The sequence below is a fragment of the Bradyrhizobium sp. SZCCHNPS1003 genome (assembly GCF_032381555.1).
In the GTDB taxonomy this organism is placed as follows: Bacteria; Pseudomonadota; Alphaproteobacteria; order Rhizobiales; family Xanthobacteraceae; genus Bradyrhizobium.
Genome location: NZ_JAUHIU010000015.1, coordinates 18,970 through 40,810, shown reverse-complemented (window position 1 = coordinate 40,810; position 21,841 = coordinate 18,970). Strand labels below are relative to the sequence as shown.

Annotated in this window: 20 protein-coding genes and 1 riboswitch; of the genes, 12 read left to right on the top strand and 8 right to left on the bottom strand. The window is 67.5% G+C overall.

Annotated elements, in window-relative coordinates:
• Positions 1 to 32: 32 nt before the first annotated feature.
• The 5 genes from QX126_RS23820 to QX126_RS23800 form a co-directional block, all read right to left on the bottom strand.
• Positions 33 to 2,456, bottom strand: coding sequence for an aerobic carbon-monoxide dehydrogenase large subunit (locus QX126_RS23820; RefSeq protein ID WP_315784052.1), 2,424 nt, complete (start codon positions 2,454 to 2,456; stop codon positions 33 to 35).
• A complete protein-coding gene (locus tag QX126_RS23815; protein ID WP_315734004.1) occupies positions 2,453 to 2,953 on the bottom strand; it encodes a (2Fe-2S)-binding protein in 501 nt (166 codons plus the stop codon). Before QX126_RS23815 ends, QX126_RS23820 begins: the two co-directional genes overlap by 4 nt.
• 192 nt (positions 2,954 to 3,145) lie before the next feature.
• A complete protein-coding gene (locus QX126_RS23810; RefSeq protein WP_315784049.1) occupies positions 3,146 to 4,009 on the bottom strand; it encodes a xanthine dehydrogenase family protein subunit M in 864 nt (287 codons plus the stop codon).
• Positions 4,010 to 4,337: 328 nt separating this feature from the next.
• Entirely contained in the window at positions 4,338 to 5,546 is a 1,209-nt protein-coding gene (locus QX126_RS23805) for an MHYT domain-containing protein (protein ID WP_315784047.1), read from the bottom strand.
• A gap of 482 nt (positions 5,547 to 6,028) precedes the next feature.
• The gene (locus QX126_RS23800) at positions 6,029 to 6,634 is read right to left on the bottom strand and encodes a 6,7-dimethyl-8-ribityllumazine synthase (RefSeq protein ID WP_315784044.1); all 606 of its coding nucleotides are present in this window, start codon (positions 6,632 to 6,634) and stop codon (positions 6,029 to 6,031) included.
• Positions 6,635 to 6,710: 76 nt separating this feature from the next.
• A riboswitch (FMN riboswitch) is annotated at positions 6,711 to 6,907 on the bottom strand.
• A 393-nt stretch (positions 6,908 to 7,300) separates the two neighbouring features.
• Here QX126_RS23800 and QX126_RS23795 point away from each other — a divergent pair.
• Entirely contained in the window at positions 7,301 to 7,801 is a 501-nt protein-coding gene (locus tag QX126_RS23795) for a YbjN domain-containing protein (protein WP_315771836.1), read from the top strand.
• A 163-nt stretch (positions 7,802 to 7,964) separates the two neighbouring features.
• Positions 7,965 to 8,792 (top strand): pyrroline-5-carboxylate reductase, encoded by an 828-nt coding sequence (gene proC / locus QX126_RS23790; RefSeq protein WP_315784041.1) that lies wholly within the window; start codon positions 7,965 to 7,967, stop codon positions 8,790 to 8,792.
• A 19-nt stretch (positions 8,793 to 8,811) separates the two neighbouring features.
• Here proC and QX126_RS23785 read toward each other — a convergent pair whose 3' ends face one another.
• Positions 8,812 to 10,128, bottom strand: a complete 1,317-nt coding sequence (locus tag QX126_RS23785; RefSeq protein ID WP_315784038.1) for a TAXI family TRAP transporter solute-binding subunit — start codon at positions 10,126 to 10,128, stop codon at positions 8,812 to 8,814.
• Positions 10,129 to 10,438: 310 nt separating this feature from the next.
• Positions 10,439 to 11,677 carry an MFS transporter gene (locus QX126_RS23780; protein ID WP_315784035.1) on the bottom strand — a complete coding sequence of 413 codons (1,239 nt, stop codon included), beginning with the start codon at positions 11,675 to 11,677 and terminating at the stop codon, positions 10,439 to 10,441.
• A gap of 195 nt (positions 11,678 to 11,872) precedes the next feature.
• Between QX126_RS23780 and QX126_RS23775 the strand changes: the two genes are divergently transcribed.
• The 6 genes from QX126_RS23775 (at position 11,873) to QX126_RS23750 (ending at position 16,348) form a co-directional block, all read left to right on the top strand.
• A complete protein-coding gene (locus QX126_RS23775) occupies positions 11,873 to 12,316 on the top strand; it encodes a hypothetical protein (RefSeq protein ID WP_315734021.1) in 444 nt (147 codons plus the stop codon).
• 72 nt (positions 12,317 to 12,388) lie between these two features.
• Positions 12,389 to 12,679 carry a hypothetical protein gene (locus tag QX126_RS23770; RefSeq protein WP_315784032.1) on the top strand — a complete coding sequence of 97 codons (291 nt, stop codon included), beginning with the start codon at positions 12,389 to 12,391 and terminating at the stop codon, positions 12,677 to 12,679.
• A 10-nt stretch (positions 12,680 to 12,689) separates the two neighbouring features.
• The gene (locus tag QX126_RS23765) at positions 12,690 to 14,102 is read left to right on the top strand and encodes a TolC family protein (protein ID WP_315784030.1); all 1,413 of its coding nucleotides are present in this window, start codon (positions 12,690 to 12,692) and stop codon (positions 14,100 to 14,102) included.
• A 13-nt stretch (positions 14,103 to 14,115) separates the two neighbouring features.
• Positions 14,116 to 15,450 (top strand): copper oxidase, encoded by a 1,335-nt coding sequence (locus tag QX126_RS23760; RefSeq protein WP_315784029.1) that lies wholly within the window; start codon positions 14,116 to 14,118, stop codon positions 15,448 to 15,450.
• Between the two features lie 47 nt (positions 15,451 to 15,497).
• The gene (locus tag QX126_RS23755) at positions 15,498 to 15,956 is read left to right on the top strand and encodes a cupredoxin family protein (RefSeq protein ID WP_315784027.1); all 459 of its coding nucleotides are present in this window, start codon (positions 15,498 to 15,500) and stop codon (positions 15,954 to 15,956) included.
• Between the two features lie 95 nt (positions 15,957 to 16,051).
• Positions 16,052 to 16,348, top strand: a complete 297-nt coding sequence (locus tag QX126_RS23750) for a copper-binding protein (protein ID WP_315734032.1) — start codon at positions 16,052 to 16,054, stop codon at positions 16,346 to 16,348.
• 30 nt (positions 16,349 to 16,378) lie between these two features.
• Here the strand turns inward: QX126_RS23750 and QX126_RS23745 are convergent, their stop codons facing one another.
• Positions 16,379 to 17,272 carry a LysR family transcriptional regulator gene (locus tag QX126_RS23745; RefSeq protein WP_315784024.1) on the bottom strand — a complete coding sequence of 298 codons (894 nt, stop codon included), beginning with the start codon at positions 17,270 to 17,272 and terminating at the stop codon, positions 16,379 to 16,381.
• A 103-nt stretch (positions 17,273 to 17,375) separates the two neighbouring features.
• Here QX126_RS23745 and QX126_RS23740 point away from each other — a divergent pair, with 103 nt between their 5' ends.
• The 4 genes from QX126_RS23740 to QX126_RS23725 all read left to right on the top strand — a co-directional run bounded on the left by QX126_RS23740 (position 17,376) and on the right by QX126_RS23725 (position 21,462).
• Positions 17,376 to 18,116: an SDR family oxidoreductase gene (locus QX126_RS23740; RefSeq protein WP_315784022.1), complete on the top strand. Its 741-nt coding sequence runs from the start codon at positions 17,376 to 17,378 to the stop codon at positions 18,114 to 18,116.
• Between the two features lie 55 nt (positions 18,117 to 18,171).
• Entirely contained in the window at positions 18,172 to 18,384 is a 213-nt protein-coding gene (locus QX126_RS23735) for a 4-oxalocrotonate tautomerase family protein (RefSeq protein WP_315734040.1), read from the top strand.
• Between the two features lie 192 nt (positions 18,385 to 18,576).
• Positions 18,577 to 18,870: a DUF1330 domain-containing protein gene (locus QX126_RS23730; protein WP_315784020.1), complete on the top strand. Its 294-nt coding sequence runs from the start codon at positions 18,577 to 18,579 to the stop codon at positions 18,868 to 18,870.
• Positions 18,871 to 19,230: 360 nt separating this feature from the next.
• The gene (locus QX126_RS23725; RefSeq protein WP_315784018.1) at positions 19,231 to 21,462 is read left to right on the top strand and encodes a tetratricopeptide repeat protein; all 2,232 of its coding nucleotides are present in this window, start codon (positions 19,231 to 19,233) and stop codon (positions 21,460 to 21,462) included.
• Positions 21,463 to 21,841 lie beyond the last annotated feature (379 nt).

The window sequence follows — 21,841 nt, the reverse complement described above, 5'->3', positions numbered from 1 at the left end:
CGCGCGCGCGGCGAACGCCAACGCCTTCAATATTACGACCCCAATACGCCCAGGTTCTTCGCCGCCTGCCAGTTGCGCCAATAGTCATGCGGCATCTGGATGTGGGTCGAGCCTAAGAACGAGAACGCGTCATTGACCGCGTTGGAGAACGCCGGCACGCCGCCGACATTGGGGCTTTCGCCGACGCCCTTGGCGCCGATCGGGTGATGCGGCGAGGGCGTCACCGTGAAGTCGGTCTCCCAATGCGGCGTCTCGACCGCGGTCGGCATGAAGAAGTCCATGAACGAGCCGGTCACGACATTGCCCTCGGAATCGTAGCGGATCTCCTGGCCCATCGCGATCGCGAAGGCTTCGGTGAGGCCGCCATGAATCTGGCCCTCGATGATCATCGGATTGATGCGGGTGCCGCAGTCATCGAGCGCATAGAAGCGCCGGACCTTGTACACGCCGGTGTCGACGTCGATGTCCATCACGCAGAGATAGGCGCCGAACGGATAGGTCATGTTGGGCGGATCGTAGTAGCTCACCGCCTCCAGCCCCGGCTCCATGCCCGGCGGCACGGAGTTGTAGGCCGCCCAGCAAATGTCCTTCATCGACATCACCTTCTCCGGTAGGCCCTTGACGCGGAAGCCGTCGATGTCCCATTCGAGATCGTCCTCGTGCACCTCGAGCTTGTAGGCCGCGATCATCTGCGCCTTGGCCTTGATCTTGCGCGCGGCCATGGCGATGGCTGCCCCTGCGACGGGCGTCGAGCGCGAGCCGTAGGTGCCGAGACCATAGGGCGCCGTGTCGGTGTTGCCCTCCTCGACCATGATGTTGTCGGCGGGAATGCCGATCTCGCTGGCGATGATCTGGGCCCAGGTGGTCTCGTGCCCCTGGCCCTGGCTCTTGGTGCCCATCCGCGCAATGCCGGCGCCGGTCGGATGCAGCCGGATCTCGCAGGAATCGAACATCGCGATGCCCAGGATGTCGCAGTTCTTCGACGGACCGGCGCCGACGATCTCGGTGAAGAAGGAGACGCCGATGCCCATGATCTCGCGGGTCTCGCCGCGCTGGAAGGCGGCGCGCTTCTCGGCCTGCTCCTTGCGCAAGGCCGCGTAGTCCACGGCCTCCATCATCTTGCGCATGGCGGTGTGGTAGTCGCCGGAGTCATATTCCCAGCCGAGCGCCGAGTGATAAGGAAACTGCTCCGGCCTGATGAAGTTCTTCAGGCGTAGCTCGGCCGGATCCATGCCGAGTTTCTGCGCCAGAATGTCCATGCCGCGCTCGATGCAATAGGCCGCCTCGGTGACGCGGAACGAGCAGCGATAGGCGACGCCGCCCGGCGCCTTGTTGGTGTAGACGCCGTCGACGACGCAATGCGCGACCGGGAAATCATAGGAGCCGGTGACGATGTTGAAGAAGCCGGCCGGCCATTTCGACGGATCGGCGCAGGCATCGAAGCCGCCATGGTCGGCCAGCACGTGGACGCGCAGGCCGGTGACCTTGCCGTCCTTGGTCGCAGCGATTTCCGTTGTCATGTGATAGTCGCGCGCAAAGGCGGTTGCGGTCAGATTCTCGATGCGGTCCTCGACCCATTTGACCGGCTTGCCGGTGACGATGGAGGCCACCGCGGCGCAGATGTAGCCAGGATAGGCGCCGACCTTGTTGCCGAAGCCGCCGCCGATATCCGGCGCGATGACGTGGATCTTCTGTTCCGGCAGTTTTGCGATCAGCGATACCACCGTGCGGATGACATGCGGCGCCTGGAAGGTGCCCCAGATCGTCAGCTCGCCCTTGATCTTGTCGAACGAGCAGACGCACTGGCAGGTCTCCAGCGGCGATGGATGGGTGCGGTGATAGGAGATCATCTCCTTGATCGTGACGTCGGCCTTCTTGAACGCGGCGTCGGTGAGCTCCTTGTCGCCGACGCTCCACTCGAAGATGTGGTTGTGGTGCTTGCGCGGGCCGTGCGCGCCCGAGGTCTTGCCGACGAGGTCCTCGCGCAGCACGGGCGCATCTGAATCCATCGCCTTGAACGGATCGACCAGCACCGGCAGCGGCTCGTACTCGACCACGACCTTGTTGACGCCGTCGTCGGCGGCATAGCGGTCGGTGGCGACGACAAAGGCGACCTCCTGGTTCTGGAACAGAACCTTGCCGTCGGCGAGCACCATCTGCACGTCACCGGCCAAGGTCGGCATCCAGGCGAGGTTGACGGTCTTCAAGGTCTCGGCGGTGATGACCGCGAGCACGCCGGGCACTTTCAGCGCCTCCTCGGTGTGGATCGCCTTCACCCGCGCATGGGCATGCGGCGAGCGCACGAAGTCGCCGTGCAGCATGCCCGGCAGCTTGACGTCATCGACGTAGTTGCCCTTGCCTTGGGTAAAGCGGATGTCCTCGACGCGCTTGCGCCGGCAGCCCATGCCTTCGAGCGCGGCTTCGCGTTGTTCCCGCGTGGGAGTCATGTCGTTCATTCCGCGGCCTCCTGGAATTCAACGCCGTTGATCTTGGCGGCGGCGTATTGGATCGCCTTGACGATGTTCTGATAGCCGGTGCAGCGGCAGATGTTGCCGGAGATGCCGGCGCGGATCTCAGCTTCCGTCGGCGACGGATTTTCCTGCAGCAGCCGGTGCGCGCGAAGAATCATGCCGGGCGTGCAAAAGCCGCATTGCAGGCCGTGCATCATGCGGAAGCCTTCCTGCAGCGGCGACAGCGTGCCGTCGGCGTTGGCCATGCCCTCGATCGTGGTGATCTCGCAGCCATTGGCCTGCACCGCGAGCATGGTGCAGCTCTTCACGCTCATGCCGTCGATGTCGATGGTGCAGGCGCCGCAATGGCTGGTCTCGCAGCCGATATGGGTGCCGGTGAGCTGCGCCTGCTCGCGCAGGAAATGAACCAGCAGCGTGCGCGGCTCGGCGAGGCCTTCGACCTCGCTGCCGTTCACCTTCATCGTGATATGGGTTTTGGGCATTCGTTGCTCCCTGGGAAATCGCAAAGCTTGGGCACCACTTGAGCCGCAGTGTCAGTGCGCTCCCCTCCCCCTTGCGGGGAGGGGTCGGGGGTAGGGGTCCTCAGCGGCAGTGTCGCTTAGGGCTCCCCCCTCCCCGGCCCTCCCCCACATGGGGGGAGGAGAAGAGAGAGTTCGCCGAGTGGCGATGTGCGTTCAGGTTGCCCGCCTCGCAGCGCGCTGCAGCGCGCGCATCACCATGATGCCGCCGACATGCGTGCGGTACTCGGCAGGTCCCCGCGCGTCGGAGGCCGGCTGCATGATCGCGCGCGCGGCGCTCGCCGCCGCCTTCAGCGCGGCATCGTCGAGCGTGGTGCCGATCACTGCAGTCGCCGCGTCGGTCGCCAGCAACGGCGTCTCGTGCAGATTGGTCAGTGCGATCACGCACGTCGCCACCTTGCCGCCCGCCATCGTCAGCACCACGGCGGCTGCGGCCGTCGCATAGTCGCCGACCTTGCGCTTCAGCTTCTCATAGGCGTAGCCGTGCCCCGCAGCCGGAAGCGGAATGCTGATGCCAGTCAGGATCTCGCCGGGCTCGAGCGCGGTGAAATAAGCGCCCTGGTAGAACTCGCGCGCCGCGATCTCGCGAACGCCGTTCGGCCCTTCGAGCCGATAGGAGGCGTCCAGCGCCAGCATCAAGGCCGGCATGTCGTTGCCGGGGTCGCCATTGGCGACATTGCCGCCGAGCGTGCCGCGGTAGCGCACCTGCGGATCGGCGATCAAGAGCGCGGTCTCGTGCAGGATCGGCAGCGCCTCACCGATGTCGGCAGACGCCAGCAGCTCGGCCTGCGTGGTCATCGCGCCGATGACGATGCGGTCGCCATCGCGGCGGATGCCCTTGAGCCCGGCGATGCCGTGCAGATCGATCAGATGCGCCGGGGTCGCCAGTCGCAGCTTCATCATCGGCAGCAGGCTGTGGCCGCCGGCGAGCGGTCGCGCGTCATCACCGAGGTCGGCGAGCAGCTTGATCGCATCGCTGACGCTCGCCGGCAGGTGATAGTCGAACGGGCCAGGAATCATGACGTTTCCTCTCCTGTGCTGGCCTGCTTTATCGGCAAGGCCGTCGCGTTGTTGCGGCGGGCGTTCGTGCTGCGAGAGCGAAGTGCGAACGCGGACGCATCGCGGATTGGCGCGGAGCGTCGATCGGGATCGCTGGCCGCGCAACGAAGCCAGCACGGAGAGCGGCGAAATCGCACGAAATGCGGCTGGTCGCGCACGAATTGCGTCAGCGAGGGCGACCCAATCGCGCGAGTGACGGCGTGAGCGGCCGAGCAAGACGCGCGCGCGGTGTTGCATGCGTTGGGGAGAATGGCGGCGCTCTGTTGCAGCAGCGAAACGAACGCTGAACTCAGGCCGGCCGCCGCAGCCCGAGCCGCGCCTTGACCTCGGCGACCTTGGCGCGGCTCACCGGCACGCGCGGCTTCGAGGGGCCATCGAGCTCGATGATCGCGCCCTCGCCTTCCCGACCGACGTAGATCACATGCTCGATCGCGACGATGTGACTGCGGTGCACGCGGATGAAGCGGCCGGGATCGAGCTGCGCCTCAGCCTCGGAGATCGACCATGGGCACATCCGCTCGCGGGTGCCGTCGTGAATCCGTGTGTAGTGTGCATCGGCGCGCACGCTGCGCACGTCCCCGGCATCGATGAAATGGGTGCCGTTGGCGCCCTCCAGCGGCAATCGCGCCGCAGTCGCGCGCGGCGGCTGGCCGATGCCCCCCAACGGCGCCGCCGTCGCCCGGCTCGGAGCGGCGACCTCGACAACCGGCTCGGCCGCCGTCGCGGCCGGCTCCGGGGCCAATTGCGGCGCAGCCTCGGCAACGGCCGGCATCGGCTGCGATTGACGGCGCGGGTCCGGCACCAGCGACAGCAAAAATCCGGCGACGATGACAAAGCACAGCACGGCGACGACGATCGCGAGCGCTTGCGGCGACGCAGCAAGTCCCGGTGCGGCGTGATGGTGTCCCTCGCCGATCGGCACGACATGCATTCCCAGCATCGCCGTGTAATGCATGCCGGACACGGCGATGCCGAACGCAACCGCGCTGATGGCGAGCCGTAGCCCGTCCTGCCGCGCCAGGAAGATGCGCAGGCCGCCATAGGCGGCGACAATCGCAATCGCCACCGACAGCGCCACCAGCGCCGGATCATGCGTCAGCCCGAATGAGCCGGACAGGCCGTGCATGCCGACATAATGCATGCTGGCGATGCCGGCGCCGAGCAGCAGCGCGGAAGGGACGACGCGCCGGGGCGAGGGATCGCCGATGCTGACGAAGAACAGCGAGATGCCGATCACGAGCGCGCAGATCAGGAACGAGATGATGGTCGGCAGCACCAGATAGACGGCATCGGCCGGCAGTGGCGCCGCCATCATGCCCACGAAGTGCATGGTCCAGATGCCTACGGCCAGAATGCCGGCGGCGCCGGACAGCAGCACGCGCGCATTCTCTCCCGGACCGCTGCGGATGCGCGCGGTGAGACTGAAACCGGTATAGCCACCCAGGCTCGCGATCACGACCGAGAGCGCGACGAGATAAGGATCGTATCCTTCGATCATCCTTGTCGGCCGCCCGTCGCCACGGGCAAGCCTCCTCCCAGGAGAGATTTTACAGGGGTGGCGAGGAAATTGACAACACAAGGCGGGGAGCGTGAGGGGACGTGGTGTCGCTGAGGGTGGGGCGGACGACACGATGACTGATCGGCGCGGAGCAAGAGGCTGAATTCGAGCTCGAGCCGCGAGACGGTGAGCCCCCCTCCCCCTCGCGGGGAGGGGTCGGGGGTGGGGGGTCCACGAGTCGTGCTCTCGATGATGATCACTCGTATTCGAGAGGATGACGGCGATGACACACGCCATCGCATTCGTCTTGTTCGGTAAAACAGAAGATGCACATGACGAAGTTCGGCGCCCGGAGACCCCCACCCCCAACCCCTCCCCGCAAGGGGGAGGGGAGTTCACTGCCGTTGCCGTGAGATCTCGATCCCGGCGTTTCGATAGCGGGTGCGTGGCTAGCCTGAAGCCAGCCACACGACATCACCGCCTCAGATGATCCCCGCGGCCACCTGCCCCCGCAACCGCTCCAGGCTCAGCAGCGTCTCGGCGCAGGCGGTCGCCACCTCGATGCCCTTGGTCGCAAAATGCTTGCGGAAGAACTCGAAATGCGCCTGCGTCTCGTGGAATTGCTGCGGCGTCAGCACCGCGGAGAACACCGGCACCTCGGTGCGCAATTGCACGTCCATCAGCGCCTTGATGACGGTGTCGGCGACGAACTCGTGGCGGTAGATGCCGCCATCGACGACGAGGCCGGCCGCGACGATGGCGGTGTAGCGCCGCGTCTTGGCCAGGAGCTGCGCATGTAGCGGAATCTCGAACGAGCCTGGCACCTCGAAGATGTCGACACGATCGCGCGGGATGTGGCGCGCCTCGATCTCGTCGAGGAAGGCGAGACGGCATTCGGCGACGACGTCGCGATGCCAGGCTGACTGCACGAAGGCGACGCGCTGCGGCTTGCTGAAGCGCGGATGCGACGGCGCCGGTGGCGACTCGTCGGGCGGTGACGCGACCGGCGTATCCGCCGGCGGCGACGTTCCTACGGTGATGGTGTCGGTGGGCGTATCAGTAGGCGCGTCTTGCAACATCTGATTCATGGTTGTCCTCGTCAGAGACCAGAATCAGGGCACACGGAACAACGACGCCCCACGCTGGATTGCGCGGGGTGCCGGGACCCGTTCTCTTTCATCCGGACTGTGACCGTCGGCTTCGGAGTCGCACCGAATCTGCTGACCCTTCTCTGCGCGACGCGTTCCGGAGAACAGAATTCTCCAGACCCTGCCTTGCCGAGAAGGCGCTCGCGGGCTCGCGCGCTCGACCGAGAAACGCTTACCGCCGGTGGGGAATTTCGCCCCGCCCTGAGAACATCGGCCGCCCGGATGGACGGCCTGAACGAACTATGCAGGCGGTCGGCGGCTGCGGCAAGGCCTCACGCCCGCGGTCCACGACGGGCGGCCATGCAACCGCTCGCGGCCGTTCCCGCGGCCAAATCGGCTCGGACGGGGCGGTTGCGGCGAATCCGATTCCGTTTTGTTCTCATTCGGCCATGATTCCACAGGCCGGACAGGAGTTGTGGACGAAGCGGTGTTTGGCTGTGGACGGACTCGCCCCCCCGTTGCGCAGATTCCGCAAATCACATCAGTTTGTCCTCGCACGCCCGGGGTACCTCCGGGACTGCAAGCCGGGTCTCGAAGCGCCGAGAGGGCGTGGGCCGGGTCGCCGCGTATGTACCAACGAGATCAAGAAGACGAGGTCGAGACGGCATGTCCCTGCTCGAAAGCACTATCGATTCCACCGACCACCCGCTGAGCGTGGTCGAGACCATTGCGGCCGACAACAATTGGATGTTCGAGCGCTCCGGCGAGGACGAGATCACGATTGCCTCCAAGGGGCAGTGGACCGACTATCAGCTCTCTTTCACCTGGATGGCGGAGATCGAGGCGCTGCATCTGGCCTGCGCCTTCGACATGAAGATCCCCGAGGCGCGCCGCGCCGAGGTGCAGCGGCTGATCGCCGCGATCAACGAGCAGCTCTGGCTCGGCCATTTCGACATCTGGACCCACACCGGCATGGTGATGCACCGCCAGGCCCTGGTGCTGCCCGGCGGGATCACCGCGTCGGGACTGCAATGCGAGAGCATGCTGGCCGGCGCCATCCACGCCTGCGAGCGCTATTTCCCGGCCTTCCAGTTCGTGGTCTGGGCCGGCAAGTCGACCCAGGAGGCCATGGCGGCCGCGCTGTTCGATACCGACGGCGAGGCGTAAGCCGCCGCCGCTTCCTCACACGCGCTGTCGTCCCTGCGCACGCAGGGACCCATACCGCGTGATGTCCGTCTGGCGCGCGACGCTTGTCGCTCTGCCCCTGCTCCACTAGAACCGCCGGTGGTTATGGGTCCCTGCTTTCGCAGGGACGACAGCGGAGTGCGTCGTGACATCAGCGGACAACAACCTGCTTCATCAGCTCACCGGCACCATCGTGCTGGCCGGCGCCGGCAAGATGGGCGGCGCGATGCTGACCGGGTGGCTGGCCGGCGGGCTCGATCCCGCGCGCGTGGTGGTGATCGAGCCGATGCCATCGGCGGAGATCACGGCGCTGGTGGCCAGGGGCGTCCGCCTCAATCCGACGGCGGCTGCGCCGGCCGAGGTCGTCATCGTCGCCGTCAAGCCGCAGATGTTCCCGGACGCCGGCCCCGCCTTGAAGCCGTGGGTCGGCGACGCGACGCTGGTGCTGTCGATCATGGCGGGGACGACGATCGCCGGCCTGCACCAAACGATCGGCGGCGCGGTGGTGCGCGCGATGCCGAACACGCCCGCCGCGATCGGCCGCGGCATCACCGTGGCGGTGCCCGCCGCCAACGTCAGCGCCGCGCAACGGGCGCTGACCGACGCGCTGCTGCGCGCCACCGGCGCGGTGGAATGGGTCGACGAGGAGGCGCTGATGGACGCGGTGACCGCGGTGTCCGGCTCGGGTCCCGCCTATGTGTTCCTGCTCGCCGAGGAGCTCGCCCGCGCCGGCGTCGCCGCCGGCCTGCCCGAGTCGCTGGCGACAAAGCTCGCGCGCCACACCGTGTCGGGCGCCGGCGAATTGCTGCGCCAATCGGACCTGCCGTCCGCCACGCTGCGCCAGAACGTCACCTCGCCGGGCGGCACCACAGCCGCCGCGCTGTCGGTGCTGATGGGAGCCGACGGCTTCCAGCCGCTGCTGACCAGGGCGGTCGCCGCGGCCACGGCGCGCTCGAAAGAGCTCGCGAAGTAGACAACAACGAGCTGACAGCTCAGCGCGACGGCGTCGGCGGCCCGCCATGCTGCTGGCGCCATTGCAGGAACTGGCGGAACAGGGAGCTGCGCTCAGCCGGATCGTTGGACAGCTGTCCCCCGCTCTGGCGCACGAAGCTCTCGAACTGGGTCTGGCGCACGTCGGCAACCTGCGGCCGCGGCACCATGTTGCGCGCCAGCAGCCACTCGTCCGCCGCCTTGAAGCGCTTCCAGTTCGGAATGGCGGCGACGATGCTCGACTCCCGCCATTTGGGATGCCGGGGCGGCTTCATGAACTCGTCGTAGTTGGCGAAGAACGCCTCGACGAAGCGCGCCACCTTGCGATAGCGCTCGGTATTCTCCGGCCAATTGTAGCTGACGAGCAGCATGCCGATCGCCACCGTCTCGATCGTCTCGCCGGGGTTGAGCAGGTTCGGATATTCCTCGGAGGACAATGTCGTGGGCAGATAGAGGTCCTGCAGCCGGCGGTCGTAGGGGATCGTCACGAGGTGCAGCGCGCGGTTGTCGTTCCTGATGCTGCGGGCGAGCTGGAACACCTTGCCGGTGGAGACGATGTAGGCGTCGGCGTCGCCATCGATCAGCTTCTGGATCGATTTGGCATCATCGGTCGCGTAGTCGAACGACGCCGTCAGGCCGAGCCGGTTGAAGATCACGCGCGCGGAATAGAAGCCGACATCGGTCGGCGCGATGATGCGCTTGCCGTTGAGGTCGAAGATCGAGCGGATCGAGGAGCGCGCGATGACATGGATCTCGTTGTGATAGAGCCGCGCGATGTAGCGGAGCTGCGAGGTGATGTCGGGGATGCCGTATTGCAGGCGGTAGAATTCGGGCACGTCGGCTGCGACCGCGCCCATGTCGATGCTCTTCAGAAACAGAATGTCGGAGACGTTGCGCACCGGTCCCTTGCCGAGCACCGGCAGCACGCGGACGTTGGTCTGATCATCGAGCACGCGCGCCATGTCCGAGCCGAACACGGAGGTGGCGCCGCCGGCCGGCGCGGTGATGATGGTGACGGTGCCGTCGTTGACGTCGGTCGGGTTGGGCAGCCGCCATACGTCCGGCCCGCTGCCGGGCGCGGGCGACAGCGACGCCGGCAGGCCGGCGGGACGTGGCGGCGCGGGGATCACGGGCGCGCCGTTCGGCCGGGCGGCCGGGGCGACAGGCACGATGATGGAGCGGGTCGCTGCCGGGCGCGGCGGCTGCGGCGGTTGTTGTTGCAGCTGCGGCCACGCCTGCGCCGATGCCTGACTCAGCATGAGTCCGGCTGCGAGCGCGGCAAGCACGACTTGCGAAGCTGCCTTCGTGACGATGGACATAGCGCAACGGCCTCCTGCACCATCGCGATGCCGCCGCAGCGTTCTCGACCAGTCCGGAGCATTCACCTCGAGGCCTGCCTGCGTCAGGCATGCGACGGGCGACCGCGGCCTCGGCTGAGACCTCGCGACAACCAACCTCGCGATGCGGAGCACGCACGAGGCCAAATGGCCACGATCGGCTCCGATCGAGTTCCACAGTTGGGTGAGGTGATTCGATGAATTTGCGGCGGGCGCCGGGATTTTGTATGACGACGTGCATATAAACCGGATATTGGACTCCGGCTGTGGCTCCGATGCAACGCCTCTTGTTTCAGGCCGCCAGCCGGTGTTGCCGTCGTGCCAGGATCAGCAGCGTCACGACGATGGCTAGGTTCAGGCCATTCCACGCGATGCCGTTGGCGAAGGCCGCCGAATAGGACCCCGTGGCGTCGAAGATGACGCCCGAGACCCAGCCGCCGAACGACATGCCGAACACCGAGGCGAAGATGATGATGCCGACCCGGGTGGCGGCCTCGCGTGCCGGCATCGCCTCACGCACGATGATCGCATAGCTCGGCACGATGCCGACCTGGAACAGGCCGAACATGCCCGAGATCAAATAGAGCGACGTCAAGCCATCGAAGAACAGATAGAACAGAAGCGCAAAACCCTGCGCCAGCGAGCCGATCAGCAACGTCCGCATGCCGCCGACACGGTCGGCGAGAAAGCCGGAGCCGATCCGGCTGACGATGCCGAGCGCCATCATCAAGGACAGCATCTGCGCGCCGACAGCGACGCCATAGCCGAGGTCGCCGCAATAGGCGACGATGTGCACCTGCGGCATCGCCATCGCCACGCAGCAGGCGATCGCGGCGATGCTGAGCAGCACGGTCAGCGCGTTGGTGGAGATCGGCAGCTCCAGTTGCGGCGGCGCCGCGCCGGCATGGTCCTGCGCGCCGGCACCGTCCATGCGCGCGCGCAGCACCAGGAGCAGCGCGCTCATCGTCACCGCGCAGAAGACACCGAGCGCGACATGGCTGGCGCGCCAGCCGATCTGCTGCACGCCCCAGTTCACCAGCGGCGGCCACACCGTGCCGGCGACGTAGTTGCCCGAGGCGACGATGGTGACGGCGAGGCCGCGATAGCGCACGAACCAGTGCGATGCCTCCACCATCAGCGGCGCGAAGGTGACGGACGAACCGATCCCGATCAGGAAATACACCGCCTGAAACTGCCACAGCGTCACCGACGCGCCGGCGAGCAGATAGGCGGCCGCGGTGCAGGTGATGCTGAGGGCCATCGCGGTGACGATGCCGAAGCGGTCGGTGATGCGGCCGACGACGACGCCGCCGAGGCCGAAGCCGAACATCGTCAGCGTATAGGCCAGCGACACCGCGCCGCGGCTGGCGGCGAACTCGGCCTGCACGACCGGCAGAACGACGACGACGGTCCACATCCCCGCGCCGCCGATGGAACCGATGACGAGCGCAAGCGCCAGCCGCGCCCAGGCCTGGCGCGAGTCCGGAATGAAGTGAGGCGCTTCCTCGAATCTTGTATTGGGTCCGTGCACGATGTCCGCAACTTCGTTGCCGCACCGCATCAGGTCAAGCCACATTGCTGCGGCATTGGGCATGCAGAAGCAGCGCAACAGGAGGGATCTGCACGATCACGGTCCGGCCCTCTTGGCGGCGCCGCGCTTTATCATTAGGTTGCGCGGCGGATCGGAGTGATTTGGGCGCGCATGTCGTTGGGATTGACACGGAAGATGCTGATGGTGGCGGGACGGCTGCTCGTCCTCGCTTACCTCGTCTGCGTGCTCAGCCCGGGCGTGGCGCTCGCGCTGGGCGATGGGGCGGCGCCCTGCTTCGACGAGACCGTCGTTGCCGTTGCGGCCACTCATCATGACGCGGCTCATCACGAGATGATCTTGGCGGCGATGCCGCAGGTAGAGACCGCGCACGCCCATCATCATGATCACCCTGTTGCAGACGCTGGGATGCAGGCGCCAGCTCCCGCGCCGTCGCACCACGATCACAGCAAGATGCCGGGCCCCTGTTGCGCCATGATGTGCGCCGTGGGCCTCGCTGCCGCGCTGCCGGCGGTCACCCTTCCCGCTTCGTTCGCCGCCACCAGCGTGACCCCGCGCGACGAAGGCCTGCCCGGTCGCACGCCGCCGCGCCTGTATCGGCCCCCCATCGTCCTGGTCTGAGCGAACGACGCCGGCTTCACGCGCATGTCGCGCGCGGCCGCTCGCGATTCATCGACAGACCAAGGATACCTCATGTTGTCGCAATACATGGCGACGCCCGCTGCCGCATCTCCGGCGCGGCGCAGCCTGCCATTCTCCGTTGCCGCTTGCGCATTGACGCTGCTTGCCGCGGCGAGCCTCGGCGCCTGCCAGCCGCGCACGATCGCATTGGCCGGGGCTGATCCGGCCGATCCGGCGGCGAACGTTGCGCCCGTGCGCATGTCGGGGATCGTCGGGCCCTACACGCCGCTGCGCCCGGTCGCGCCGGCCGCCTGGGGCCAGCGCACCGACCCCGGCGCACCGCGCCCTGAGCCGAGCCGCTAAGGAGCGCCAGATGCAGGGGATCATCAGGCTCGCGGCGCTCGCTGCAGCACTTGCGCTCGCAGGCTGTGCCTCGTTTTCGCCGGACGGCGGCATGAGCGCCGTCGCGGACATCACCGGCCACACCACCGGCAAGGAGGTCGCCTCCGTGAGAGGCAATGACGACGCCGAACGCGTCCACGCTGCGACGCGCCGCCTGCTCGCCCGGCCCTTGTCGGCCGATGCCGCCGTGCAGGTCGCGCTGTTCAACAACAAGGGCCTGCAGGCGGCCTACAACGCGCTCGCGCTCAGCGAGGCGGACATGGTCGAGGCCAGCCTGCCGCCGAACCCGACCTTCTCCCTGATGCGCATCAGCGGCGACGGCGCGCTGGAGGCCGAGCGCCAGGTCGCCGGCGACATCCTGGCGCTCGCCACCTTGCCGCTGCGCTCGGAGATCGCGCGCGAGCGGTTTCGCCAGGCCCAGTTGAAGGCCGCGCTGGCGACGCTGCGGCTCGCCGCGGAGGTGCGCCGCGCGCATGTGCGCGTCGTCGCCGCCACCGAGCTGGTGGCCCTGCTGGTCGAGGCGCAATCGGCCGCGGAGGCGACCGCGAAGCTCGCCTCGAAGCTCGGCGAGACCGGCGCGCTCAACCGGCTCGACCAGGCGCGCGAGCAGGTGTTCTATGCCGAGACCACGGCCGAGCTCGCCACCGCCCGCCGTGCCGCAGGAAGCGCCCGCGAGCGGCTGATCCGGCTGATGGGCCTGTGGGGCGACGATCTGAATTTCCGCCTGCCCGACCGGCTGCCGGCACTGCCGCGCCGCCCGCTGAGCCAGCCCTTCGTCGAGGCCGATGCCGTCGGCCATCGCATCGATCTGCAGATCGCCCGCCTCGAGCTCACGGCGCTCGCCACATCGCTGCAGCTCAGCGAGGCGACGCGCTTCGTCACCCTGCTCGATCTCGCCGGCCTCGATCGCAAGACCGTCGAGCCCGACGGCCGCGTCATCCGCGAACGCGGTTACGACGTGCAGTTCCAGATCCCGATCTTCGACGGCGGCGAGGTCCGCGTGCGGCAGGCCGCCGAGACCTACAACATCGCCTTCAACCGCCTCACCGAGCGCGCCGTCACCGTCCGCTCCGAGGCGCGCGACGCCTATCGCAGCTACCGCGCGGCCTTCGACATCGCCGGCCACTACGCCCGCGAGGTGCTGCCGCTGCGCCGGATCATCAGCGAGGAGATGCAGCTGCGCTATTCCAGCATGCAGGTCGACATCTTCGCGCTGCTGCTCGAGGCGCGGCAGCGCCTGGCGTCACGCCGGGCCGCGATCGACGCCGTCAGAGACTTCTTCCTCGCCGAGGCCGAGCTGTCGGCTGCGGTCAATGGCGGAGTCGCGAGCAGCGAGGACAGCGCACAGCAGACCGCGAGCGCGCTCGCGCCCGGCAACGACTGACAGGAGGGCACGCATGTTTTCACGCCGCACACTGCTCGGCTCCGCGGCGCTGGCCGGCGCCTCCGCCGTCTCCGGCCGGGTGCAGGCCGCCGCCATTCCCGAAGCGCCGGTGATGGACAAGGCGGTGATGCAGCCCCCGCTGCATCCCAGCGCCGGGCCGGACTATCAGCCCGTGGTCACGCTCAACGGCTGGTCGCTGCCGTTCCGCATGAACGGCGACTGGAAGGAATTCCATCTCGTCGCCGAGCCGGTCACCCGCGAGTTCGCGCCCGGCATGACCACGCATCTGTGGGGCTATAACGGCCAGTCGCCGGGCCCGACCATCGAGGCGGTCGAGGGCGACAAGGTCAGGATCTTCGTCACCAACAGGCTGCCGGAATACACCACCGTCCACTGGCACGGCGTCATCCTGCCCTGCGGCATGGACGGCGTCGGCGGCCTGACGCAGCCGCACATCAAGCCGGGCAAGACCTTCGTCTACGAGTTCGAGATGAGGCACGCCGGCACCTTCATGTATCACCCGCACGCCGACGAGATGGTGCAGATGGCGATGGGCATGATGGGCATGATCGTCGTGCATCCGCGCGGGCCGCAGCCGCCGCCGGTCGACCGCGACTTCGTGTTCGTGATGTCGACCTATCGCATCGAGCCCGGCAGCTACCTGCCGAAGGTCACCGAGATGACCGACTTCAACATGTGGACCTGGAACGCGCGGGTGTTTCCCGGCATCGATCCCCTGCCGGTGCGGCTCGGCGATCGCGTCCGCATCCGCATCGGCAATCTCACCATGACCAACCATCCGATCCACCTCCACGGCCACAAGTTCAAGGTGATCGGCACCGATGGCGGCTGGCTTCCCGAAACGGCGCAATTGCCGGAGACCACGACCGACGTGCCGGTCGGCGCGGTGCGCGTGCTCGACTTCACCGCCGACAATCCCGGCGACTGGGCATTCCACTGCCACAAGTCGCATCATACGATGAATGCGATGGGCCACGACATGCGCAACCTGATCGGCGTGCCGCGCAAGGAGCTGGCCGCCGCCGTCGGCAAGCTCGCGCCCGACGGCATGGTGATGGGCAACACCGGCATGGCGATGGGCAGCATGGAGATGCCGGCGCCCGACAATACGCTGCCGATGATGACCGGCAGCGGCCAGTTCGGCCCGATCGAGATGGGCGGCATGTTCACGACCGTGAAGGTGCGCGAGGGCCTCGCCCGCGACGACTACCGCGATCCCGGCCCTTATCAGTTCCCGCAGGGCAGCGTGGCCTATGAGGTCGCAAGCGCACCGGAGCCGGTGCGGCGAAGCGACGGCCCACCGACGCAGGTCCGCCCCCAGCGCTGAATTCACCAAGCACCGCATCAACCGACGACCACCATCAGGAGATCTCCATGAAGACTGCATTCGCGATCAGCGCAATGGCGGCGGCCGCTCTGATCGTCGCACCGGCCCGTGGCCATGAGCAGCACGGATCGCGCGGCTATTCCGCCGGCGAGCCGGGCGATCCCAAACAGCCGTCGCGCACCATCGAGGTGCTCCTCAGCGAGATGGAGTTCACGCCGGCGCGCATCGAGGTCAAGCGCGGCGAGCAGATCCGCTTCGTGCTGCGCAACGCCGGCAAGGAGGATCACGAGTTCCTGCTCGCCACCAAGGCCGAGAACCTGAAGCACGCCGCGGTCATGAAGAAGCACCCGCATATGGAGCACGACGAGCCGAACGGCACCCGGCTCGCGCCGAACAAGACCGCCGAGCTGCTGTGGCGGTTCACCAAGCCCGGCACGTTCGAATATTCCTGCCTGATCCCAGATCATCGCGAGTTCGGCATGACCGGCCACGTTGCCGTGAAGTGACGGATGAAGCCGTCTTGACAACGCGTAGGGCGGATCAGCGCAGCGTCATCCGCCCTACGCCTCGCTATGAGTTCACCAGTAGAAGGAAACACATCATGAAGACGTTCTCTCAGCTCACGACCGCCGCCGCGTTGGTTCTCGCTCTCGCGACCCCTGCCCTCGCCGCCGAGGCGATCAGCGGCGACGTCAAGAAGGTCGATGAGGCCAACGCCAAGATCACGCTCCACCACGGCCCGGCCAAGAGTCTTGGCATGGACGAGGCCATGACCATGGTCTACCGCGTCAAGGACGCCGCGCTGCTGAAAGGCCTCAAGGCCGGCGACAAGGTGAAGTTCGAGGCGGTCGAGGACGCCTCCGGCTACACGGTGACGAAGATCGAGAAGGGCAAGTAGCAACGGGCATCCGGCTGCTTTGCCCAACCGCTACAGCCTCGCCCGGGCGAATATCGCCGTGATCCAGTCGAGGAACACGCGCAGCCGCAGCGTCATCTGCCGGTTCTGCGGATACAGCGCGTGCAGCGGCGTCGGTGATGGCGGCGTGTCGGCGAGGATCTCGACCAGGCTGCCATCCACCAGATCCGGCGCGAAGCGATAGCGCGGCGCCTGCACCAGGCCGAGGCCGAGCCGGGCGAGGTCCATCATCGTGTCGGAATTGTTGACCGTGACGCGGCTCGGCAGAACCAGATGGCGCAGCGTGCCGCCGCAGGTGAATTCGAGCGGCAGCACCTCGCCGGTACGCGACGAGATGAAGCCGACCATGCGGTGGCCGTCGAGATCATCAGGTCCAGCCGGCGTTCCGTGCTCGCGCAGATAGGCCGGGCTGGCGACGGTGATCTCCTCGATCGTGCCGAGTCGGCTCTGGATCATGCCGCTCGCCTCCGGCTCGCCGGAGCGGATCACGCAATCGACACCCTCACGCACGAGATCGACCAGGCGGTCGCCCTGGCCGATGCGCAGATCGAGCTGCGGATGCGCGGCGAGAAACGCGGGCAGATGCGGCAGCACGAACGTCCTCGTCAGCAGCGGGTGCGCGTCGATGCGCAGCAGGCCACGCGGGCGCGAGTCGCGCAGTGCAGTCTCGGCCTCCTCGATGTCGGCGAGGATGCCGACGCAGCGCCGGTAGTACTCCTCGCCATCCAATGTCGGGGTGACGTGGCGCGTGGTGCGCTCGATCAGCCGGATGCCGAGCCGCGCCTCGAGCTCCTTCAGCACCTCGCTCGCCGTCGAGCGCGGCAGGCCGAGATCGGCGGCAGCGGCGGTGAAGCTGCGGCGCTCGACGACGCGAATGAACAGACGCATGGCATCCAGGCGATCCATAGCGATTGTTCGCCCAGGCCGACATCTGATGTCAAGCCAAGGCCGATTATACGGACGAGGCGATCAGCTATGTCCGCTCGCATTGAAAAGAGGGAGACTGACCATGCCCAATTCTTCATCCCAGGTCGCGATCATCACCGGCGGCTCGCGCGGGATCGGCGCGGCCATCGCCGAACGCCTCGCCGCTGATGGCGTCGCGGTCGTCATCAACTATGCCCGGGCCGAGCAGGCCGCGGCGCACATGGTGCAACAGATCGAGGCGACCGGCGGCCGCGCGCGCGCCGTGCAGGCCGACGTTGCCGATCCCGCCAGCGCGGCGGCGCTGTTTGATGCCGCCGAGCAGGCCTTCGGCGGCGTCGACATCCTGGTCAATAATGCCGGCACGATGGCGCTCGGCGCCTTCGCGGAGCTGAGCGACGCAGATGTCGCGCGCCAATTCGAGGTGAATGTCGCGGGCGTGTTCCGAACCCTGCGCGAAGCGGCGCGGCGGCTCCGCGACGGCGGCCGCATCGTCAATTTCTCGTCCAGCGTGGTCGGGCTGTATCAGCCGCGCTACGGCGCCTACGCCGCCGCGAAGGCCGCGGTGGAAGCCATGACGCATGTGCTCGCCAAGGAGCTGGCGCGGCGGAGCATCACGGTCAACGCGGTGGCGCCCGGCCCCACCGAGACCGAGATGTTCCTCAACGGCAAGACCGACGAGCAGCTGCGCGCGATGGCCGCAGCGAACCCGTTCGGCCGGTTCGGACAGCCGCGCGAGATTGCCGATGTCGTGGCCTTCCTGACGAGCCCGGAGGCCGGCTGGGTCAACGGCCAGGTTGTGCGCGTCAATGGCGGCGTGATCTGACGCCGCGCTGCTGTCACCCGCCGGCCGATGCCGGCCCAACACCAAAGGAGTTCCCATGCCGTTCGCCAACATCAAGGTGCCGCAGGCCGCGCTGACCAAGGCGCAGAAGGAGGAGATCGTGCATCGCGTGACCGCGATGTTCGTCGACTATTTCAGCGAGGCCGCGCGACCGCACACGATGGTGCTGATCGAAGAGGTGCCCGACGGCGGCTACGGCCGCGCCGACGAGGTGTTCGTGATCCCGCAAGCCTATCGCGCGACGACGTGAGCCGCGGGCCGCGGCCGCTCGCGCAACGGTCGCCGAACGGGCAGGCATGGGCGGATGAGCAGCAGTATCATCCGCCCTCCCCCGCGAATGCATCGGAAGCGCACGTCGACGGAATGCGCACCGATCTGTCGGCCGCTTATGGCTGCGCCGATGTTCCGATCGTATGATCCACCGCGTCGCGCGGAGCCCGCCATGAAGGCCTATCTCGTCCTCGATCTCGCCATTCACGACCACGCCTCGTTCAAGGCCTATATCGATGCGATCCCCGCCTTCATCGCGAGGCATGGCGGCCGCTACATCGTCCAAGGCGCGGTGCCCACGCCGGTCGAAGGCAGCTGGACGCCCGAGCGGATGGTGATCCTGGAATTCCCGTCGCGCCAGACCGCCACCGACTTCCTCGGTGATCCCGAGATCCAGCACCTCTTCGCGATCCGGCACGGCGCCACGACGAGCCGGCTGGTGCTGGTCGACGGCTGCGCGGCGTGAGCGCGCGTTGCAATGTCGTGCCGGACGACGGTGCCCAGCTAAGGAAGATCCCTATTCGTCGGCGTGACATCCGCAGTTGGCGGATCACGCGGCGCTGATCCACCCTGCGCGAGCTGCCCCGTCATTCCCCGGGGCATTCGCGGGGCGCGACAAGCTCCCTCCGTCATCCCGTTAACCATTTGCTAACCACGACGCGGGCAAGCTTTGCCGCGTCGCGCTGCGCGTGGCCGGCGACCGGACGACCACAGGACATCCTGGGCTTTGCTGCCGCCGGGCATGGCGGCGCCCCGGTTGCCGGCCGCAGCGCATCGCTGCGGCGTCCGACGCCATGCCGTCCTGTCTGTCCGGAGACCCAAGTCCTTGAGCACCGTCGGTTCGCGCGCCTTCCAGAAGGCACGACAGGAAAAGAAACAGAAGAAGCTCGTCGAGGGGCAGTTGGCGGTGGCGTTCAAGGCCTTCCAGGCCGGGCGCCAGGCGGAGACGCAGGCGCTGTGCGCGAAGCTGCTGCAGGAGGTCCCCGGCTGCTTCGATGCCATGCATCTGCTCGGCGTGTCCCTGGTGTCGTCGGCACGCTTCGCCGAGGCCACCGCCTTCCTGGCGCAGGCCGTGGCGATGGAGCCGAATTCCGCCGACGCGCAGTCCAATCTCGGCTGGGCGCTGGTCAATTGCGAGCGCTACGAGGAGGCGCGCGCCGCGCTGGAGCGATCGCTGGCGCTGCGCCCGAATGCGCCGATCACCTTGCGCAACCTCGCGATCGCGCTGCTGCGGCTCGGACAGGGCGAGGCCTCGCTCGCGGCCGCGACGCGGGCCCTCGAGCTCAAGCCCGACGACGTCGATGCCTGGTGCAATCGCAGCGTCGCCGAACTGATGCTGCGGCGCTGGGACGCCGCTGCCGCCAGCGCCGAGCGCGCGCTGGCCTTCAACCCGAACCATTTCGAGGCCACGGTCAACAAGGGTCTCGCGCATCTCGAGCTGCACCATTTCGAGCTGGCGGAAGCGACCTTCAACGCGGCGCTGGCGGCACGCCCGGCCCACGCCGAGCTGCGGGCGCATCGCGGCCGGCTCTACATGATCTCTGGACGCACCGCGGACGCCGAAGCCGATTTCGACGCCGCCGTGACGCTCGATCCCAATCTGCAATTGGGATGGCAGGGCAAGGCGCAGATCTGCATCCTCAACGGCAACGTTGCGCAGGCGATGGCCGCCTGCAAGCGCGTGCTCGACACCAATCCGAAGGCGCAGGTCGCGCTCACCTTGCTCGGCGCCTGCCGCGGCCGGCTCGGCGACGTCGCAGGCGCCATCGCCCAGTTCGACCAGGCGCTCGCGGTGCAGCCGGACTATGACGAGGCGATCACCAAGAAGATCTTCTACCTCGACTTCCTGCCCGGCGCCGACTTCGCGGTCCAGCAGGCGGCGCGGCAGTATTGGTGGATGGCGGTCGGCTCCAAATTCCCGCGCCGCAAGCTTGCGCCGCGCTCGCTCGATCCCGACCGGCGCATCGTCGTCGGCTACGTCTCGGCCGACTTCCGCATGCACTCGGCGGCCTTCGCCTTCCTGCCCGTGCTGCGCGGCCACGACAAGACGCAGGTCCAGGTCAACTGCTACTCGACCTCGCCGCGGCACGATTCCTACACCGCGACATTCCAGTCGATCGCCGACGTCTGGGTCGAGGCCTCGAGCCTGTCCGACGACGAGCTGGCCGACCGCATCCAGGCTGACGGCGTCGACATCCTGGTCGACCTCTCCGGCTACACCACGGGCACGCGCATGCCGGTGTTCGCGCGCAAGCCGGCGCCGATCCAGGTCACGGCCTGGGGCAGCGGCACCGGCACGGGCCTTGCCACCATGGACTACTTCTTCGCCGATCCGGTCACGGTACCCGAGAGCGTCCGGCCGCTGTTCGCCGAGCACGTCCACGACCTGCCGTCGGTGATCACGATCGATCCGGTGCTCGACGTTCCGCCGGCACCGCTGCCGATGCTCACCAACGGCCACGTCACCTTCGGCGTCTACAACCGCATCGACAAGATCTCCGACGCGGCGATCGCGCTGTGGGCGCGGCTGCTCGCCGAGATCCCCGACGCGAAGCTCGTCGTCAAGCATCTCGCGCTCAACGATCCCGCGGTGCGCGACGGGCTGCTCGCCCGCTTCGTTGCCCAGGGCGTGCCCGAGGCGCGCATCCTCTGCCTCGGCGCCAGCGAGCGCGTCGAGCATCTCAAATCCTACGAGCGCATCGACATCTCGCTCGACCCGTTCCCGCAGAACGGCGGCATCTCGACGTTCGAATCGCTCTACATGGGCGTGCCGGTCGTCGCCAAGCTCGGCGCCGGCGCGGCCTCGCGCGCCGCCGGCGGCATCCTGACCGCGGCCGGCCTCGCTGACTGGGTCGCCGACAACGATGACGGCTACATCCGGATCGCCAAGAGCTTTGCCGCGCAGCCCGAGCTGCTGGCGAAGCTGCGGGCGGAGCTGCCCGGCATTGTCGCACGCTCGCCGGCCGGCGACGTCGCCAACTACACGCGCTGCGTCGAGGCCGGCTATCGGCAGTTCTGGCGCGACCATTGCGCCAAGGCAAGCAAGGCCGGCGCCTGATCGCGCCGGCATCGCCGAGGTCAGCATCTCGCAGCAGGCCTAGAGGCCCGATCGCAAGAACGTCCCGCGAGCGCACGAGCCGCGCTCACGACGGTCCGGCTTCGACCGCTCCCTGCAACCGCAAGCTGCACCGGTTTCCAGCGAGCCATTGTGGCCGCGTGCGATGAGGCGACGACTCTCGGACTGATATCGCGGCGTTTCTCCGTCCAGACCGAGGCGCAATCAAGCCTATGGCTTTTTGGTGGCAAGGATGCGCCTCGCAGCAGCCCCGGCTGCGCCCAACCGGCGAGTAGTAGACCTCATTCCTCAACCAAGGAGATAATGCGCGAAAATCGGCCGCGCCTCACGATCGCCGTGCGGCCGGCAACGGAGGAATTTG